The organism is Micromonospora sp. NPDC006431 (assembly GCF_042870725.1).
GTDB lineage: Bacteria > Actinomycetota > Actinomycetes > Mycobacteriales > Micromonosporaceae > Micromonospora.
This window is the reverse complement of record NZ_JBIAHQ010000003.1, coordinates 72,786-90,852: the sequence shown is the minus strand read 5'-3', so window position 1 is coordinate 90,852 and position 18,067 is coordinate 72,786. Positions and strand designations below refer to the sequence as shown.

Annotated in this window: 19 protein-coding genes; 10 read left to right on the top strand and 9 right to left on the bottom strand. The window is 73.0% G+C overall.

All coding sequences use genetic code 11. The annotated features are described in order from the left end of the window. Positions 1–52 precede the first annotated feature (52 nt). On the top strand, positions 53–679 hold the full coding sequence (locus ACFYM6_RS06780; RefSeq protein ID WP_387272982.1) for a hypothetical protein: 627 nt from the start codon (positions 53–55) through the stop codon (positions 677–679). Positions 680–740: 61 nt separating this feature from the next. Beyond that, positions 741–881: a hypothetical protein gene (locus ACFYM6_RS06775; RefSeq protein WP_387272980.1), complete on the top strand. Its 141-nt coding sequence runs from the start codon at positions 741–743 to the stop codon at positions 879–881. Positions 882–893: 12 nt separating this feature from the next. Here the strand turns inward: ACFYM6_RS06775 and ACFYM6_RS06770 are convergent, their stop codons facing one another. Then, complete coding sequence (locus tag ACFYM6_RS06770; RefSeq protein ID WP_387272978.1) at positions 894–2,090, bottom strand: acyl-CoA dehydrogenase family protein; 1,197 nt, start codon at positions 2,088–2,090, stop codon at positions 894–896. 180 nt (positions 2,091–2,270) lie between these two features. On the opposite strand from ACFYM6_RS06770, the gene ACFYM6_RS06765 reads away from it, so the two are divergent. Next, complete coding sequence (locus ACFYM6_RS06765; protein WP_387272976.1) at positions 2,271–2,684, top strand: DUF4190 domain-containing protein; 414 nt, start codon at positions 2,271–2,273, stop codon at positions 2,682–2,684. 3 nt (positions 2,685–2,687) lie between these two features. Here ACFYM6_RS06765 and ACFYM6_RS06760 read toward each other — a convergent pair whose 3' ends face one another. Further along, positions 2,688–3,578 (bottom strand): SDR family NAD(P)-dependent oxidoreductase, encoded by an 891-nt coding sequence (locus tag ACFYM6_RS06760; RefSeq protein WP_357437291.1) that lies wholly within the window; start codon positions 3,576–3,578, stop codon positions 2,688–2,690. A gap of 116 nt (positions 3,579–3,694) precedes the next feature. On the opposite strand from ACFYM6_RS06760, the gene ACFYM6_RS06755 reads away from it, so the two are divergent. Further along, complete coding sequence (locus tag ACFYM6_RS06755; RefSeq protein ID WP_387272974.1) at positions 3,695–4,264, top strand: DUF4190 domain-containing protein; 570 nt, start codon at positions 3,695–3,697, stop codon at positions 4,262–4,264. A gap of 46 nt (positions 4,265–4,310) precedes the next feature. Here the strand turns inward: ACFYM6_RS06755 and ACFYM6_RS06750 are convergent, their stop codons facing one another. Continuing rightward, positions 4,311–5,267, bottom strand: a complete 957-nt coding sequence (locus tag ACFYM6_RS06750; RefSeq protein WP_387272972.1) for an HpcH/HpaI aldolase/citrate lyase family protein — start codon at positions 5,265–5,267, stop codon at positions 4,311–4,313. A 126-nt stretch (positions 5,268–5,393) separates the two neighbouring features. On the opposite strand from ACFYM6_RS06750, the gene ACFYM6_RS06745 reads away from it, so the two are divergent. Continuing rightward, a complete protein-coding gene (locus ACFYM6_RS06745) occupies positions 5,394–6,218 on the top strand; it encodes an SDR family NAD(P)-dependent oxidoreductase (protein WP_387272970.1) in 825 nt (274 codons plus the stop codon). Positions 6,219–6,266: 48 nt separating this feature from the next. Beyond that, positions 6,267–6,980 (top strand): GNAT family N-acetyltransferase, encoded by a 714-nt coding sequence (locus ACFYM6_RS06740; protein ID WP_387272968.1) that lies wholly within the window; start codon positions 6,267–6,269, stop codon positions 6,978–6,980. 3 nt (positions 6,981–6,983) lie between these two features. Here ACFYM6_RS06740 and ACFYM6_RS06735 read toward each other — a convergent pair whose 3' ends face one another. Together ACFYM6_RS06735 and ACFYM6_RS06730 are read right to left on the bottom strand one after the other, a co-directional pair. Beyond that, complete coding sequence (locus ACFYM6_RS06735) at positions 6,984–9,164, bottom strand: APC family permease (RefSeq protein ID WP_387272966.1); 2,181 nt, start codon at positions 9,162–9,164, stop codon at positions 6,984–6,986. Positions 9,165–9,255: 91 nt separating this feature from the next. Then, positions 9,256–10,212: a DMT family transporter gene (locus ACFYM6_RS06730; RefSeq protein ID WP_387272964.1), complete on the bottom strand. Its 957-nt coding sequence runs from the start codon at positions 10,210–10,212 to the stop codon at positions 9,256–9,258. 106 nt (positions 10,213–10,318) lie between these two features. Here ACFYM6_RS06730 and ACFYM6_RS06725 point away from each other — a divergent pair, with 106 nt between their 5' ends. Then, positions 10,319–11,023 (top strand): HAD family hydrolase, encoded by a 705-nt coding sequence (locus ACFYM6_RS06725; RefSeq protein ID WP_387272962.1) that lies wholly within the window; start codon positions 10,319–10,321, stop codon positions 11,021–11,023. Positions 11,024–11,026: 3 nt separating this feature from the next. On the opposite strand, the gene ACFYM6_RS06720 is transcribed toward ACFYM6_RS06725, so the two are convergent. Continuing rightward, on the bottom strand, positions 11,027–11,542 hold the full coding sequence (locus tag ACFYM6_RS06720; RefSeq protein ID WP_387272960.1) for a hypothetical protein: 516 nt from the start codon (positions 11,540–11,542) through the stop codon (positions 11,027–11,029). Positions 11,543–11,586: 44 nt separating this feature from the next. Continuing rightward, positions 11,587–12,456 carry a PhzF family phenazine biosynthesis protein gene (locus ACFYM6_RS06715; RefSeq protein ID WP_387272956.1) on the bottom strand — a complete coding sequence of 290 codons (870 nt, stop codon included), beginning with the start codon at positions 12,454–12,456 and terminating at the stop codon, positions 11,587–11,589. A gap of 32 nt (positions 12,457–12,488) precedes the next feature. On the opposite strand from ACFYM6_RS06715, the gene ACFYM6_RS06710 reads away from it, so the two are divergent. From ACFYM6_RS06710 to ACFYM6_RS06700, 3 genes are all read left to right on the top strand, one after another. Beyond that, complete coding sequence (locus ACFYM6_RS06710; RefSeq protein ID WP_387272954.1) at positions 12,489–13,775, top strand: magnesium transporter MgtE N-terminal domain-containing protein; 1,287 nt, start codon at positions 12,489–12,491, stop codon at positions 13,773–13,775. Continuing rightward, positions 13,768–14,373 carry a DUF1003 domain-containing protein gene (locus tag ACFYM6_RS06705; RefSeq protein ID WP_387272952.1) on the top strand — a complete coding sequence of 202 codons (606 nt, stop codon included), beginning with the start codon at positions 13,768–13,770 and terminating at the stop codon, positions 14,371–14,373. Before ACFYM6_RS06710 ends, ACFYM6_RS06705 begins: the two co-directional genes overlap by 8 nt. A gap of 210 nt (positions 14,374–14,583) precedes the next feature. Then, the gene (locus tag ACFYM6_RS06700) at positions 14,584–15,729 is read left to right on the top strand and encodes an Mrp/NBP35 family ATP-binding protein (RefSeq protein ID WP_387272950.1); all 1,146 of its coding nucleotides are present in this window, start codon (positions 14,584–14,586) and stop codon (positions 15,727–15,729) included. A 177-nt stretch (positions 15,730–15,906) separates the two neighbouring features. On the opposite strand, the gene ACFYM6_RS06695 is transcribed toward ACFYM6_RS06700, so the two are convergent. Both ACFYM6_RS06695 and ACFYM6_RS06690 read right to left on the bottom strand, forming a co-directional pair. Continuing rightward, entirely contained in the window at positions 15,907–16,329 is a 423-nt protein-coding gene (locus tag ACFYM6_RS06695) for a preprotein translocase subunit TatB (protein WP_387273726.1), read from the bottom strand. 73 nt (positions 16,330–16,402) lie between these two features. Next, positions 16,403–17,809, bottom strand: a complete 1,407-nt coding sequence (locus ACFYM6_RS06690; protein ID WP_387273725.1) for a S1C family serine protease — start codon at positions 17,807–17,809, stop codon at positions 16,403–16,405. Between the last annotated feature and the right edge of the window lie 258 nt (positions 17,810–18,067).

Below are 18,067 nucleotides of genomic sequence, written 5' to 3'. Positions count from 1 at the left end.
AGAGGTGAAGGGCGGGTGAGCCGTGCGGAAGCAGAGTCCTCCGGTCGCGTTAGTGCGTCGCGTGCTCGCGTATGAGGTGGGGATGTGGCTCAGCCTCGCCCGCTGGCTGCTCCGGCGGCCCCCTGCGCTGGAGGCCGGGGCGGCGGCGTTCAGCTACGTCGGCGTGGTGCAGCCGATCCTCGTCGCCTTCATCGCGCTCTCCGCGATCGAGATCCCGATCTTCGACCTGATCCTCCGGCACACCGTCCCGTGGCCGTCGGTCCGGCACACCGCGCTCGTGCTCGGCATCTGGGGACTGCTCTGGATGTTCGGTCTCTTCGCCAGCCTGCGGATCCACCCGCACGTCGCCGGCCCGGCGGGGCTGCGGCTCCGCAACGGCATCTCGGTCGACTTCGTGGTGCCCTGGTCGGCCGTGGCCCGGGTCGAGCACCGCTACCGGTCGCTGCCGTCCAGCCGCGCCGTCCAACTCGAGCAGTCCGATGTGGGGACGATCCTGAACATCGGCGTGGGCAGCCAGACCAGCGTCGATGTCGTGCTGCGCGAGCCGCTCTCGGTCCGGCTGCCGAAGGGCCCGAGCGGGCCGGTGCACGAGATCCGCCTCTACGCCGACGACCCGGCTGCCCTGGTCGCCCGGGCCCGCGAGCACCTGGCGGTACGGCTGCCCGGCGCCAACGGCTGACCCCACCCACCACCGCTGTTCGGCTGCGCCAGATCGGCGGCAGTCGCTGGAGCCGGCGCCGGTGGTGGGGGGCCGGGACACGGCGGTGCCCGAGGAGCGGCTGGTCGCCGCGATCGAGCACTTCCGGACCCGGCCGGAGATGTTGGCGGTGGGGCTGCCGGTCACCGCACCGGAGCCGGCCGTGGAGCCGGCTGGCGGGTGACCGGCGCGCCGGTCAGAGCTTGTACTCCTTGAGCAGGCCCCGGGAGATGATGGTCTTCTGGATCTCCGAGGTGCCTTCGCCGATGAGCAGGAACGGGGCCTCCCGCATCAGCCGCTCGATCTCGTACTCCTTGGAGTAGCCGTAGCCGCCGTGGATGCGGAACGCCTCCTGGACGACCTCGGCGCAGTATTCCGAGGCGAGCAGCTTGGCCATGCCGGCCTCGACGTCGTTGCGCTGGCCGGCGTCCTTGAGCCGGGCGGCGTTGACCATGAGGGCGTGCGCTGCCTCGATCTTCGTACCCATCTCGGCGAGCTTGAAGGCGATGGCCTGGTGCCGGGCCAGCGGCTGGCCGAAGGTGCGGCGCTGCTGGGCGTACGCGACGGCCAACTCGAAGGCGCGGATGGAGATGCCGCAGGCGCGGGCGGCCACGTTGACCCGACCGACCTCGATGCCATCCATCATCTGGTAGAAGCCCCGGCCGACCTTCGCCTCGCCGCCGAGCACGGCGGAGGCGGGGACGTTGACCCCGTCGAGCACCATCTCGGTGGTCTCGACGCCCTTGTAGCCCATCTTGTCGATCTTGCCGGGGATGGTCAGGCCCGGCGCCGTCTCGCCGAATCCGGGCTCCTTCTCGAGCAGGAAGGTGCTCATGTTGCCGTACACCGAGTCGGCCCCGGCGTCGGTCTTGACCAGGGTGGCCACCACCGACGAGTACGCCCCGTTGGTCAGCCACATCTTCTGGCCGTTGAGGACGAAGGTGTCGCCCTCGCGGACGGCCTTCGACTTGATCGCCGAGACGTCCGAGCCGCACTCCGGCTCGGACATGGAGAAGGCGCCGCGCACCTCGCCGGTGGCCATCCGGGGCAGCAGCCGGGCCTTCTGCTCCGCCGAGCCGTGCTGCGAGATCAGGTACGCCACGATGAAGTGGGTGTTGACGATGCCGGAGATCGACATCCAGCCCCGGGACAGCTCCTCGACCACCAGGGCGTAGGTCAGCAGAGACTCACCCAGGCCGCCGTACTCCTCGGCGATGGTGAGGCCGAAGAGGCCCATCTCGCGCATCCCGTCGAGGATGTCGGTGGGGTACTCGTCGGCGTGCTCCAGCCGCTGGGCGTGCGGGATGATCTCCTTGTCGGCGAACTCCCGGACGGTCTCCAGGATCGACCGCTGCACGTCGGTCAGGCCGGGCGTCTGGGCGAGTCGGGCCATCTCAGCCTCCGGGGGATCGGCGCATTACTCGTGGGTAACTGAACGCTCGGTCAGTATCGGTCGCGCGACCGGCGGAGCCAAGGTGACCAGTCCACACAACCGCTGTGAAAAGGTTCACCGCTGCGGGTAGCGTCCGCAAGAGAGAGGGTCGTTGACCTGCGACGGAGGGGGCGAGCGGGCGTGAGCCAAACACCCGGTGAGCCGGACCAGCCGCCGTCGCCGTACGAGCCGCCGGCCTACGGCCAGCCGTACGGGCACCCGCAGCAGCCACCGTGGGGCCAGCAGCCGCCGTACGCCCCGCAGCCCCCGTACGGCCAGTACGGGCCGCCCGGGCAGGGGCCCCGACCGCGCGGCGGCGGGCCCAACGTGCTCGCCATCCTGTCGCTGGTCTTCGCCTTCGTCTTCGCGCCGGCCGGGATCGTCCTCGGTCACCTCGCCAAGCGGCAGATCCGGCAGACCGGTGAGGAGGGCGACCAGCTCGCCACCTGGGGGCTGATCCTCAGCTACATCTTCACCGCGCTCGGGCTGCTCGTCTGCTGCGGCTGGATCGGCCTGGCCATCTGGGCCAACTCCGACAACGGCAGCTACCGCTGACGGTCAGCGGAACTGCGCCTCCCGGACACTGTTGCCGCCGTCGACCACCAGCATCTGCCCGGTGATGTACGAGGCGGCCGGCGAGCAGAGGAAGGCGATCGCGGCGGCCACCTCGTCCGGCGTGCCGGGGCGCCCGACCGGGGTGCCCAGCCCCTGCTTGATCTCGGCCATGGTGGACGCCGCGGTGTGGATGATGCCGGGCGCGACCGCGTTCACCGTCACCCCGTCGGCGATCATCTCCATCGCCAGCGCCCTGGTCAGCCCCACCACGCCCGCCTTCGCCGCCGCGTATCCGGCCTCGGTGGGCAGCGCGTTGACCGGGCCTGCGGTGGCGGCGAGGTTGACGATCCGCCCCCAGCCCCGCTCGGCCATCCCGCCGATGAACGCGCGGCTGCACAGGAACGCGGTGCTCAGGTTGCGGTCGATCTCGCCGCGCCACTCGTCGTAGCTGAGCTGCGCCACCGGCCGCAGCACCTCCGGGCTGGCTCGGCTGGCCAGGCCCGCGTTGTTGACCAGCACCTCGACGTCGCCGAGCTGCTCGGCGACCGCGTCGGCCAGCGCGCCCACCTCGGACTCGTCCGTGAGGTCGGCGACGAACCCGGTCACGCCCAGCTCGCCGGCGCGCTCGTGGATCCGCCGGGTGGTGGAGACGATCGCCACCCGGGCGCCGAGGTCGGCGAGGCGGTGCGCGGTCGCGTACCCGATGCCGTCCGGGCTGCCGGCCCCGGTGACCAGGGCGACCCGGCCGTCCAGGCGCATGGTGGCCGGCTCGGCGAGCGGCGCCGGCTGGTCCTGGTCGGCGGACCCGGCCGGGCCGCCGCCGCGGTTGCGCCGCACCAGCCCTGGACGGCTCACGTCCCGTCGCGACCGACCGCCGCGCGCGTCAAGTGCCATGCCGAGATCCTGCCCGCTGTGGACGTTGCGGGCAACGCCGGCACCCGGAAAGGGGGTCCTCGGCGCGGCGGCCCGCTGACTACCCTGACGACACCACGTCTACGGAGATGATTCTGATGAGCTATCCCCCACCGTCCGGTGGCTGGCAGGACCCGTCGGCGGCGGGTCACCAGTCGAGCCCACCGGCCGACCCGACGCTGCCGATGGGCAACCCGATCCCGAGCCAGCCGACCCCGGCCGACCCGTACGCGGCGCCCGGCTACCCGCCCGCCGGGGGCGACCCGTACGCGGCGCCCGGCTACCCGCCCGCCGGAGGCGGCCCGTACGCCGCGCCCGGCTACCCGCCCGCGGGAGGCGACCCGTACGCGGCGGCCGGCTATCCGCCGCCGGCCCACCCCGCGTACGGCCAACCGTCGAGCAAGACCAACACCCTGGCCATCGTGGCGCTGGTGCTCTCGCTGGTGGGCTTCACCTCCTGCATCACCGCCCCGATCGGCGCGATCATGGGACACGTGGCCCGCAAGCAGATCCGGGAGACCGGTGAGCATGGCGAGGGCATGGCGAAGGCCGCCATCATCATCGGCTGGATCCTCACCGTGCTGATGGTGCTGCTGATCGCGGTCTATGTCGTGATCATCATCATCGCCATCGGCTCGGACACCGGCGGCAGCACGCCCACCTTCTGACCCGCGGTGCCGCCCCGGCTCCCGGGGCGGCACCGGCGGCCGGCGGTCAGTCCGTGGGCGGGGTGAAGGACGAGGTGCGCGTCATCCCGGCCGCGCGGCCCTTGGCGGCGACCACCAGCGCCATCTTCCGGGACGCCTCGTCGATCATCTCGTCGCCGAGCATCACCGCGCCGAGCTTGCCGCCCGCCTCCGACGTGTACCAGTCGTACGCGTCGAGGATCATTTCGGCGTGGTCGTAGTCGGCCTGGGCCGGCGAGTAGACCTCGTTGGCCGCGTCGATCTGGCCCGGATGCAGCACCCACTTGCCGTCGAAGCCCAACGCCGCCGAGCGCCTGGCCACCTCGCGGAACGCGTCCACGTCCCGGATCTGCAGGAACGGGCCGTCGATCGCCTGCTTGTCGTGCATCCTTGCGGCCATCAGGATGCGCATCAGGATGTAGTGGTAGGGGTCGCCCGGGTAGTCCGGGATCAGCGCGCCGACCACCAGCGACTTCATGTTGATCGAGGCCATGAAGTCGGCCGGGCCGAAGATGATGGTCTCGACCCGGGGCGAGGCGGCCGCGATGGCGTCCACGTTGACCAGGCCGGCGGCGTTCTCGATCTGCGCCTCGATGCCGATCCGGCCGAGTTCCAGGCCGAGGGTCTTCTCGATCTGGGTGAGCGTCAGGTCCAGCCACTGCACCTGGGCGGCGTCCTGCACCTTCGGCAACATGATGCAGTCCAGGTTGGCGCCGGCGCCCTCGACGACCTCGATGACGTCCCGGTAGGTCCACGGCGTGGTCAGGTCGTTGACCCGGACCACCCGGGTCTTGCCCGCCCAGTCGCCCTCGTTCAGCGCGGCGACGATGTTCTTTCGAGCGTCCGGCTTGGCCAGCGGAGCGACCGCGTCCTCCAGGTCGAGGAAGACCTGGTCCGCCGGGAGACCCTGGGCCTTGCCGAGCATCTTGACGCTGGAACCCGGCACGGCGAGGCAGGACCGGCGAGGGCGACCGACAGCGGCCATGGATGCGCTCCTTCCAGCGTCTGCGGGCACGCCGACGCGACCAGACGGAAATCCGCGAACTTAACGATCCCAAAGGGCGTAGTGACGCCACGGTAACCTCGTGCCGTGACCGGGGTGAATGAACCTGTGGAAGATCTCACTGAGCGTCGGACCGTGGTGGTGACGGGCGCCAGCTCGGGCATCGGACTGGCCGCGGCGGTGGACCTGGCCCGCCGCGGTGACCAGGTCGTGCTGGTCGGCCGGGACCCGGCCCGGCTCCGGGCCGCCGGCGACCGGGTACGCGAGTGCTGCGGCGAGCCGCCCGAGCTGTTCCGCGCCGACTTCGCCGTGCTGGACGACGTACGCCGGCTCGCGGACAAGCTGCGTGCGGCGTACGACCGGATCGACGTGCTCGCCAACAACGCCGGCGCGATCGTGCTCCAGCCGGTCACCACCGTCGACGGCTTCGAACTGACCGTGCAGGCCAACCACCTCGCCCCGTTCCTGCTCAGCAACCTGCTGCGGGATCGGATCGGGCGGATGGTGGTGACCGCCTCCGGCGCCCACCGCAGCGGCGTGCTCGACCCGGACGACCTGAACGTGGTGCTGCGCCGCTACCGGCCGATGCGCGCGTACGGCACCAGCAAGCAGGCGAACATCCTCTTCGCCGCCGAGGCGGCCCGGCGCTGGCCGGACGTGCCGGCGTACTCGTTCCACCCGGGCGTGGTGCGCACCCGGTTCGGCAACGAGAGCCCGCTGGTCGCCCTCGGCATGCGGCTGCTGCCGTTCCGCAGCCCCGAGCGGGGCGCGGAGACCCTGGTCTGGCTGGCCAATCAGGACCCGTCCCGGCTGGTTAACGGCGGCTACTACCACGACCGGCGGCCCCGTCGGCCGCTGCCGAAGGCGGCCGACCCGGCGCTCGCCGCCCGGCTCTGGACCGCCAGCGCGCAGGCCGTCGGCCTCGACGGCTGAGGCGTTTTCCGCTGTCGCGCCGCCCGGTCCGCGGGGATACTGCGCCGCATGACCGAGGACGAGGCAACCCTGCATGTCGGTGGAACGGACGACGATCTGGCCGCCCGGGTCGAACGGGAGCTCACCGCCTACAACAACGCGGCCACCGGCGCCGACGACGAGGCCGACATCTCGATCTGGGTCACCGGCGCGGACGGCGAGTTGATCGGCGGGCTGACCGGCTGGACCTGGGGCGGCCGGGCCGGGATCAACACCATGTGGGTACGCGCCGACCAGCGGCACCGCGGCTGGGGCGGACGCATGCTGCGGGCCGCCGAGGCGGAGGCCCGCAGGCGGGGCTGCACCGAGATCTCGGTGGCGTCGTTCTCGTTCCAGGCGCCGGCGTTCTACCGAAGGCACGGCTACACCGACACCGGGATCCGGGACGGCATCCCGGGCGGACACGTCGACCAACAGTTCTGGAAACCGCTGGTCGACGACCCGGCGGGCGTGCTCCGGGTGGTCGCCCTGGTCGACCTGGGCACCGACACCGAGGCCGGCCGGCGGTACGAGGACGGGGTGCTCGCGCTGCTCGGGCGGCACGGCGGACGGCTGGAACGGCGGCTGCGGACCGGGGACGGGCGGACCGAGGTGCACGTGATCCGGTTCGCCGCCCGGGCCGGCTACGACTGGTTCCTGGCCGACCCGGAACGGGCCGCGCTCCGCGCCGACCTGGGCGACGCCGCCCCCACCGGTCAGGTGCTGGAGGTCCAGGACGTGTGAGCCCTACTCGGCGACGTGAACCGGGACGCTGGTGACCACCACGCCGGGCAGGGCCCGCAGGGCGGCGCGCAGCCGCTGCTCGGCGCGGCTGTGCAGCAGCCGGTGCCAGCGGTGGCGGAGCACCACCTCCGGCACGATCACGGTCAGGGTCAGCTCCGGCCGGGTGGCGTGCAGCGCCTCCAGGTAGTGCGCGAGCGGCCCGATCACCGCCCGGTACGGCGACACGATCGTCTCCAGCCGCAGGTGGTCGCCCCAGGCCCGCCACTGGTCGCGGAACCGGTCCGCCTCGGCGTCCTCGGGGGCGATGTGCACGGCCAGCGTCGGCTGGCCCAGCGACGCCGCGTACGCCATGGCGCGCAGCGACGCCCGGTTCAGCCGGGCCACCGGCACCACCACGAGATGGCGTACCTCCTGGGGCAGCCGCTCGCCCTCGGCCGACCCGCCGGGTCCCCGCGGCGCGTTACCTGACGTGGGCCCGGGGGACGGCGGTGGGTGCAGCGTCAGGTTGTCGTCCAGCCGGGCGTAGTGGCGGTGGATCCCGCGGCTGAGCAGCACCAGGGTGGGTACCGCGATCACCACCAGCCAGGCACCCTGGGCGAACTTGCCGATCGCGGCGGTCACCAGCACCAGCCCGGAGAGGGTGGCGCCGACCGCGTTGAGCACCAGTCGGCGTCGCCAGCCCCGGTCCCGGTGCCGGCGCCAGTGCACGACCATGCCGGCCTGCGACAGCGTGAAGGCGAGGAACACGCCGACGGCGTAGAGCGGGATCAGCGACGCGGTGTGCCCGCGGAAGGCGACGAAGATGAGCGCCGCGGCGACGGCGAGCGCGACCAGGCCGTTGTTGAACGACAGCCGGTCCCCCAGGTGCAGGAACCGCCGGGGGGCGTGGCCGTTGCGGGCCATGAAGAAGAGCAGCCGGGGAAAGTCGTTGAACGCGGTGTTCGCCGCCAGCAGCAGGATCAGCGCGGTGGCGGCCTGGAGGAACGCGTACCAGGGCCCGGTGGGGAAGGTGAGCCGGCCGAGCTGGGACAGGATCGTCTGGTCCGGCCGGGGCACCAGGCCGTTCAGGTGGATCAGGCCGATCAGCCCGGCGAAGAGCACCACCAGCATGGTGACCATCCAGCCGAGCGTGGTGCGGGCGTTGCGCCACTCCCTGGGCCGGAACGCCGGGATCGCGTTCGACACCGCCTCGATGCCGGTCATCGACACCGCCCCCGAGGAGAACGCCCGCAGCACCAGCAGCAGGCCCAGCCCCTCCGCCGCCGGCACGGGCGGCGGCGGCACCGGCGCGAAACCCCGGGCCGCCGCGCGCGCGTAGCCGACCACCAGCACGGCCAGGACCGCGGCCACGAAGGCGTACGTGGGCAGCACGAAGATGTTGCCGGCGGTACGCACCCCGCGCAGGTTCCCGGCCAGCAGCACGGCGATCACCAGCACCCCGAGCGGCACGGTGAACGGGGTGAGTCCGGGCATCGCCGAGGTGATCGCGCTCACCCCCGCCGCGATCGACACCGACACGGTGAGCACGTAGTCGAGCATCAGCCCGGCCGCGGCGGCGAGTCCCGCCGTCGTCCCGAGGTTGTCACCGGCCACGATGTACGACCCGGCGCCGTGCGGGTACGCGGGGATGGTCTGCCGGTACGACAGCCCCACCGCGATCATGAGCACCACCAGCACTGCGGCCAGCGGCAGGGAGAGCCCGAGCGCGCCGCTGCCGGCGAGCACCAGCACGACCAGCATCGCCTCCGGCCCGTACGCCACCGAGCTGAGCAGGTCGGAGGAGAGGATCGGCAGCGCGATCAGCTTCCGCATCCGCTCGTACAGCACGGCGGAGCTGGACAGCGGCGGGCCGAAGAGCGTCCGGCGCAGCCGGGTGAGCACCCGCCCGGTCCGGGACCCGGGCTCGTGGGCCGGCCCGGTGGCGCACAGCTCGTCCGGTTCCTCGACGGTGAACATGTTGATCGGGGCCAGCCGCCCGAACCGGCTCGGCGCCGGACCGGGCCGGTTGCGGCCCAGGGTCGGGTCGACGGGCAGTTCGTCAGCGTGCCGAGGGGTCTGCCAGCGTTCCCCGATCCGGCCCAATGCCGCCTGCTCCTCGGGGCCCAACGGCGGGAACTCGGCCGAGGGGGTGACGAGTGTGCCCCGATCGGGCTCGTCACCCTGCCGCTCCGTCTGCGCCCCCACCCTCCGCACTTTCATCGAAAGCGGCGGCTCGGGAGGCGGAATCGCCACACTCCCCGGAAAAGTGTGGCCGCCGCGTCACGGGCGGCCGGTGTCAGTCGGTGAGCGCGGCGGCGTCGGCGGGGACCGGAACCGGCTCGGCGCGGCGGCCGGCGCGGGCGCCGCCGAGCACGACCACGGCCACGCCGGCCAGCAGCAGCGCGAGCCCCGGCAGGGCGAGCGGGCGGGGCAGTTGGCCCAGCCAGGCCCAGGCGATCAGGGCCGCGCCGGGCGCCTCCAGCAGGATCAGCACGCTGACCGTGGTGGCGGAGACCCGGTGCAGGGCGTAGTTGAACATCGAGTGACCGAGCAGTTGGGCGCCGGCCACCAGGCCGAGGATCGCCAGCCAGGTGCCCGCCGGGTAGCCGTGCAGGCGTACCCCGCCGAGCAGGCAGACCACCAGCAGCACAGCCGCGCAGACCCCGTAGCAGATGGTGGTGTAGGTGGTGGTGCTGATGGTGGCCCGAGCGCGCTCGCCGAAGGCGGTGTAGACCGCGGCGAACATGCCGCCGGTCACGGCGAGCAGGTCACCGGCGAAGGCCCGGCCGGAGACGGCGAAGTCGGCGCCGGTGGCCAGCACCGCGCCGAGCACCGCCACGGCGATCCCGGCCCACACCGCCAACGGCCGCCGGCGGCCCTGCCAGCGGGCGATCAGCCCCTGCCACACCGGCTGGGTGGCGCCCAGCGCGGTGGCGGCGGCGACCGTGGTGAGCTGCGCGCTCGGCATCCAGGTGGCGAAGTGGGCGGCCAGCGCCACCCCGGAGAGTACGCAGTAGAGCGCCTCGCGCCGGCCGGCGCCCACGGTCAGCGCCCGGAACTCGGCACGCCGCCGGGCCAGCGAGACCGGACCGAGCACGGCCACCGACAGCAGGTTCCGCCAGCAGGCGACGGCGAGGGCCGGCGCGGCGGCGAACGCGACCAGAGGGGCAGACGACGAGACGGCGGCGACCGCCAGCACGAGCGCGCCGAGAGTCAGCGCATCGGGGGGAGGGCGGTGCGGAGCGGACGACACGGAGAGCAATCCTCACACGAACAGGGGACACCACGGATGGTCAGCACTCCGTTACGATCATGCGCGTCCCGGCGACTCCCCCCTCGACGTCCGGAGGCACTCCCCCATGCCCAGCTACCATGCGGTGCTGTTCGACTTCTTCGGCACCCTGACCCGCTGCGTCCAGCGTGGTTCCGCCCACCAGGCCACCGCCGAGTTGCTCGGCTGTCCGGCCGACACCCTGGTCGAGGTGCTCGACCGCACCTACTACCAGCGCGCCAGCGGCCAGTTCGGCAACGCCGAGGCGACCCTGCGCTGGGTCTGCGACCAGGCGGGTGTCCACCCCTCCGACCTGGCGGTACGCGCCGCCGTCGCCTCCCGCCACCGGGCGATCCGCGCCGACACCCGGCTGCGGGACGAGGCGGTCCCGGTGCTGGCCGCGCTACGTCAGCGGGGCGTACGCACCGGGCTGATCAGCGATTGCACCCACGAGTTGCCCGCGTTCCTGCCCCAGCTCGCGGTCGCGCATCTGCTCGACGTACGGGTCTTCTCGGTGCAGTTCGGGTGCTGCAAGCCGGACCCGGCGCTCTACCTGGCCGCCTGCCGCCGGCTCGACCTCGCCCCGGCCGACTGCCTCTACGTGGGCGACGGAGGCAGCCAGGAACTCACCGGCGCGGAGCGGGCCGGCATGACGGCGGTCCGGCTGGCCGCCCCGGACCTGGCCGGGCACATGGTCTTCAACGCCGACCGGTGCTGGGACGGCCCGGTGCTGACCTCGCTGACCGAGGTGCTCGACCTGCTCGACCCGGTCCCCTGCGCCGTTTCGGTCTGAGGTTCAGCGGCGGCGCACCTTGTGCAGCCGGAACGGCTTGCGGGTAGCCCGGACCACGGGGGCCTCCCGGGGCGGCTCGGCCAGCGACTCGGCCGGCAGGTCGGCACCCGCCACCGGGGTGCCCGCCGGGGCCAGCCGGTTCAGCGCGCAGCCCTCGGTGGCCCAGCGTCCGATCAAGTCGGCGGTGGGGCCGGAGGCGTTGAGCCGCTTCGCCGCGACCAGCGGTGCGGCGGCCCCCCACTCCTCCGTACCCGGTTGCAGCCGGGTGACCCGGGCCGGCCAGGTGACGATCCGGCCGCCGTGGTCGCCGCGCAGGGTCACCTGCGCCGCGTCGGCGTCGGCCAGCCCGGGAGCGGACTGCTCGCCGGGGCCGCTGACCACGAGCAGCGTCCCCTCCAGCGGCAGGCACCAGAGCGCCACCGCCGGGCCCTTCCCGACGCTCACCCAGCAGACGGCCGCCTTCTTCACCGCCTCGTCGACCAGCGGCGTCACCTCGCGGCTGTCCAACTCGTCCGTCACACCGGCATCCTCTCGTACGCGCGCACGTCGGCGGTGGGCGCTGGTCAGCCCACGAAGGGCGGGACGGCGATCTCGCCGCGGGCCACCGGCATCACCTGGCCGGCGACCGTCGCGCCCACGGCCACTCCACCGGCCGCGGTCACCGTGCAGGCCAGCGCGGACGGGCGGTTGATCTCGATGCCCTGGCGGACCGCGTACGCCGAACGCCCCTCGCCGGGCAGCAGCCCGCTGGCGACCAGCCAGACCCCGAGGCCCAGCGCGGCCGAGCCGGTGGCCGGGTCCTCCGGCACGCCGAGCCCCGGCACGAACACCCGCGCGTGCGCGGTCTGCGTGGCCGGGTCCCAGGAGAAGACGCTCACGTGCTCCACGCCGTACCGCTCCGCCGCTGGCAGGTTCAGCTTGGCCCGGGCCACCACGTCGGGGCGTACCGGAAGGTACGGAAACTCCAGGCCGCAGCCGGCCACCCGCGGTGCCGGGCCGGCGTGGTCGGCGGCGGTGAGGCCGACCATCTCCAGCAGCGGCTCCGGGTCGAGCTCGGGGCCGAGGGTGGGCGTGCCGCCGGTGAGGGTCGCGCCCGTCGCGGTCACCTCGATCGGCAGCACCCCGGCACCGCACTCCTGACTGACCTGGCCCGCGCCGAACATGCCGCGTCGGCTCGCGGTCACCGCCGCGCCCACGCTCGGATGGCCGGCGAACGGCAGCTCCTCGGCCGGGGTGAAGATCCGCGCCCGGTACGTCGCCCCGACCTGTGTCGGCGGCAGCACGAACACCGTCTCCGACAGGTTGAACTCCAGCGCGAGCGCCTGCATCTGTTCCGTGGCCAGCCCTTCCGCGCCGAACACCACGGCCAGCGGGTTGCCGGCGAACGGGCGGTCGGTGAAGACGTCCACGATCTCGTAGGCCAAGGTCGACATGTTGATAAACACTAGGCCCTTAGGCTGGTGCTGTGAGCACGCCGAACCGGGTCTACCTCGCTCGACTCGCCGGAGTCGCCGTCTTCGACCCGAACGGCGACCAGGTGGGCCGGGTCCGCGACGCGGTCGCCCGGCTGCGGCCGAGCCCGCAGTCGCCCGAGGTGGTGGGTCTGGTCGCCGAGATGCCGATGCGCCGACGCATCTTCCTCTCCATCAACCGGATCACCTCCATCGACCCGGACGCCGTCGTCCTGGGCAGCGGCACCCTCAACCTGCGCCGCTTCGAGAAGCGCCCCAACGAGCTGCTGGTGCTGCAGGAGCTGCTGGACCGGCGGGTGCAGTTGGAGAACCGGCAGCCCGGCACGGTGGTCGACGTGGCGATGGAACGCAGCCGCGGCGGCGAGTGGCCGCTGACCCGGGTGGCCGTCCGCGAGCAGACCGGCCGGCTCACCCGCCGCGGCCACCTCCAGCAGGTCGAGTGGGACCGGGTACGCGGCCTCGGCGGGGTGGGCGACACCCGCGGTACGGCCAACCTCCTCGCCGTCCTGGAGGACATGCGCCCCGCCGACCTGGCCAACGCGTTGCAGGACCTGCCCGACGCCCGACGCAACGAGGTGGCGGCCGCGCTGGACGACGAGCGCCTCGCCGACGTGCTCAGCGAGCTGCCGGAGCACGACCAGGTGGAGATCCTGGCCGCACTGGACCGGGAACGCGCCGCCGACGTGCTCGAGGAGATGGAGCCGGACGACGCCGCCGACCTGCTCAACGAACTGCCGCCGCCGGAGCAGGACGTGCTGCTGGACCTGATGGAGCCGGACGAGGCCGACCCGGTACGCCAGCTGCTGCGCTACGCCTCGGGCACCGCGGGCAGCGTGATGACCTCCGAGCCGGTCATCCTGCCCCCGGACGCCACGGTGGCCGAGGCACTCGCCCGGATCCGGGAGCCGCAGCTTTCCCCCGCCGTGGCCGCCCAGGTCTTCGTGACCCGCGCCCCGATGACCACCCCCACCGGCCGCTACTTGGGCATGGTCCACTTCCAGCGGCTGCTCCGGGAGCCCCCGGCCGACCTGCTCGGCGGGGTGGTGGTCAACGACATCGACCCGCTGCGACCGACCACCCCGCTGCCCGAGATCACCCGCCGGATGGCCACCTACGACCTGGTCGCCATGCCGGTGGTGGACCGCAGCAACCGGCTCGTCGGGGCGGTGACCGTGGACGATGTGCTGGACCACTCGCTGCCCCGCGACTGGCGCAACCGGGACGTCGCACCGGCCCCGGCCGCCGCCGAGGCGGAGACCCTGGACGGTGGCGATGGCTGACCAGCGACGGGCCGAGCGACTGGACCAGCCACGCGAACCCCGGGGCGTCCGGCTGCCCCGGGTCGACCAGGAGACCTTCGGCCGGTGGTCCGAGGGGATCGCCCGCGGCATGGGCACGGCCAACTTCATCGTCTACATGACGCTGGTCATCGGCGCGTGGTTCGCCTGGAACACCCTCGCTCCGCCGAGTTGGCGCTTCGACCCGTACACCTTCACCTTCCTCACCCTGCTCCTGTCCATCCAGGCCTCGTACGCGGCCCCGCTGATCCTGCTGGCACAGAACCGGCAGTCGGACCGGGACCGGATCGCACTGGAGGAGGACCGGCGGCGCGCCACCATGCAGAAGGCCGAGACGGAATACCTGGCCCGGGAGATCGCCGCGCTGCGGATCGCCGTGGGCGAGGTGGCCACCCGGGACTTCGTCCGCTCGGAGCTGGCCCGGCTGGCCGAGGAGCTGGACGAGGCGGCGCAGCGGCGGCAGCGGCGGGAGCGCCGGCAGCCGGCCCGGGAGCCCCGGCGGCACGGCGGCGAGTCACTCGACGAGCCGCAGGACGAACTGGACGGCGACTACGCCCGGGACCGGCGCCCGGAGGGCTGAGCCGGGCGGTGACCGGCACGTCGCCCGGGCCGCCGGCAGCCGCGGGAAAGTATTGAACGCCGCGCGCCTCAAGGGGCCAGGCGAGCGGCGTTCGCCTCGATCGTCCCACTTCGCGGCACGGCCCGTCCACCCCTCGGTCGCGTCATCGATTCGCTCACACCGGCCCCCGCCACGGCGGACGCCAATGACCAGCGACGTAGCATTGCGGGCATGTCAGCACCCGTCAGCACCGTCTCCGACGCGATCCAGGCCGCCCTGGCCACCGTCAACGACCCGGAGATTCGTCGGCCCATCACCGAGCTCGGCATGGTCCGTTCCGCCGAGGTCGGCGACGACGGCGTCGTCCGGGTCGAGCTGCTGCTCACCGTGGCTGGCTGCCCGCTGAAGGACAAGCTGCGTACCGACATCACCGCAGCCGTCGGCGCGGTGCCCGGCGTGACCGGCGTCGAGATCGAGTTCGGTGTGATGAGCCCGGAACAGCGCCAGGAGCTCCAGTCGAAGCTGCGCGGGGGCGGCGGCCAGGAACCGGTCATCCCGTTCGCCCAGCCCGGCTCCCGCACCCGGGTGTACGCCGTCGCCAGCGGCAAGGGCGGTGTCGGCAAGTCCAGCGTCACGGTCAACCTGGCCGCCGCGCTGGCCGCCCGCGGCCTCTCGGTCGGCGTGGTGGACGCCGACATCTACGGCCACTCGGTGCCCCGGATGCTCGGCGCCGAGGGCGCCCCGACCCGGGTCGAGGACATGATCATGCCGCCGCAGTCGCACGGCGTGAAGGTCATCTCGATCGGCATGTTCACCCCGGGCAACACGGCGGTCGTCTGGCGCGGTCCGATGCTGCACCGGGCGCTGCAGCAGTTCCTCGCCGACGTCTACTGGGGCGACCTGGACGTGCTCCTGCTGGACCTGCCCCCGGGCACCGGCGACATCGCGATCTCGGTGGCCCAGCTGCTGCCGAACGCGGAGATCCTGGTCGTCACCACCCCGCAGACCGCCGCCGCCGAGGTGGCCGAGCGGGCCGGCGCCATCGCGCTGCAGACCCACCAGCGGGTGGTCGGCGTCATCGAGAACATGTCCTGGCTGGAGCTGCCGGACGGCTCCCGGATGGAGGTCTTCGGGGCCGGCGGCGGCGAGGCGGTCGCCGAGTCGCTGACCCGGACCATCGGCGCGCAGGTGCCGGTGCTGGGACAGATCCCGCTGGACACCCGGGTCCGCGAGGGCGGCGACGCCGGCACCCCGATCGTGCTGGCCCAGCCGGACGCACCGGCCGCCAAGGCGATCCTGCAGGTCGCCGACCGGCTGGCCGTCCGCCGCGAGTCCCTGCTCGGCAAGCCCCTGGGCCTCAAGCCCGCCGGCCGCTGACCCCTGACCTCCCTGACCCACCTCACCGACCCTCCCCGGCCTCCCGCCCGGGAGGGTCGCTGACGTTCCGGCCCGCCTCGTTGATCATGGGGTTGGCGGTGCGACACGCCGATCCGTGCGCCGCCAACCTCATGATCAACGGCGCCGGGGGGTCGGGAAGCCCTGGGGGCGGACGGGTCAGGTGGCGTCGTCGTAGCTGGCGCGGGGGGCCGGGGCGGGGGCCGTGCTGCCGGTGGCGGTGATCGGACGGGTGGTGTTCCGCACGTCGGCCGCCTTCGCGACCTCCTTCAGGTCGTCGTGCACGCCGCTGACGTCCGCGCGCAGGCCGTCGTACATGCTCTGCAGCGGCTTCCGGATGGCCTGCTCGTCCTCCTCGCTGAGCAGGTGCTTCCGGATGAACGCCTTCGGGTGCAGGTCCTCCAGCTGGATGTCGGTGCCCAGCTCACGGCTCAGGTCGCCGGTGGCGTTCCGGGCCATGGCGCGCAGGTTACGGACCATCCGGAGCCCGTCGTTGATCACGGTGGGCAGCCGGTCGCCGAAGATCAGCAGCGCCAGGAGCAGCAGGGCGCCGATCTCCCACCAGTTCAGGTTCTCGAACACTCCGGCCTCCTCGTCCGCGTCCATGGCAAGACTACGCACGTCACCGGGCTGTCCGGGAGGGGGAGAGGGGTGCTCACTTCGCGTCTGCGGCCAGCGTTACCGAAGTGTTCTGCCGGGTTGTACCCCGCCGATACTCCACCGTCACCACCGATCCGGGGGCGTACTTGCGGACGAGTGCCACCAGATCGGTCGGGTCGGTCATCGGATGCCGGTTGAGCCGGAGCACCACATCCCCGGCACGCAGCCCGGCCGCCGCCGCCGGCCCGGACGGCTCGACGGCGTTGAGACGTACGCCACCGCCGGACACGCCGGTGCCGCCCACCTGGGCGCCGATCACCGTGCGCCGAGCCTTGCCGGTGCCGATGATGTCCTGGGTGATCCGCTTCGCCTGGTTGATCGGGATGGCGAAGGCGAGCCCGATGTTGCCGGCCTCCTGCCCGTCGGCGACCAGCGACTTGATGGTCGAGTTCACCCCGACCACCCGGCCGCCGGAGTCGACCAGCGGACCGCCGGAGTTGCCGTGGTTGACCGCCGCGTCGGTCTGGATCGCCGCGTAGTAGCGCGTCGGGCCGCCCGGCTCGCCGGCCTGCATGGTCCGGTCCACCGCGCTGACGATGCCGGCGGTGACCGTGTTGGCGAGCGAGAGCGGCGAGCCGATGGCGAGCACCGGGTCCCCGACGGCGAGCGCGTCCGAGTCGCCGAACTCCACCGGCTGCAACCCGGTACGCGTCACCTTGATCACGGCGATGTCCGACTCCGGATCCTGCCCGACGACCGTGGCCGGCGCCGAGCTGCCGTCATTGAAGATCACCGTGGCCTTGCTGGCGCCGCCGGCGACGACGTGGTCGTTGGTGATGATGTGCCCCTCGGCGCTGACCACGAAGCCGGAGCCCTCGCTGGTGCCGCCCAGGCTGGCCACCCGGATGGTCACCACACTGGGCAGCACCTTCTCGGCGACGCCTGCCAGGGACTCGGGCTTGCGCTGGGCGAGCGCCGGAGCCGACGGGGACGGCGCGCCGAGGGTGGTCACCGCACTGCCGCGCAGGAAGGCGTACGTCAGGGCACTGCCAAGCGAGCCGGCCAGCAGGGCGGTAATGAGCGAGACCAGCACCACCTGCCGCAGCTTCGGCCGGCCCTGCGCGTCCGGATCGGTCACCGGCTCCGGTTCGCCGGCGCCGACCGGGGCGGCGGGGACCACCACCGCGGCGGGTGCGTACGGGTCGCGCCACGGATCGGCGAGTGCGTCGGACCACCAGGGCGAGGTCGTGCCCTGAAGGCCCTGCGGCCAGCTCCCGGGGAGCGTGCCGCCCCCGGCGCCGTATGTGCCCTGGGGGCGCTGCGGCGGACTCCCGGGGGTCGTGCCACCCCCGGCGCCCGGTATGCCCGGGGGCGGACTCCCGGGCGCCGGCCCTCCCGCCGGTGCCGGGGTCCCGCCGGGCTGGCGCCAGTCCCAGCCGTCGGTCACGTCGGTGCCTCCCAGTCCGTCCCGCACGTCCCGTGGCGCGGGGCCGGCGAAGCCGGCCGTGCCGCACGGGACACCGTCCAGGATTGCACGAATGCCCCGAACGGAGTCAGGGGTTGCCCGGCCGTGATCGTCGCAGAGCACACTCGCGGCTGCGCGCGTCGGATCACGCCTATGGGCTGAACAACTTGATTATGAATCTTCACTGGCCATAGGTTGACCGTGTGGATCTTCTTCGACTCCCGAAGGCCGCGAAGCGTTTCGGTGGTCACCCCG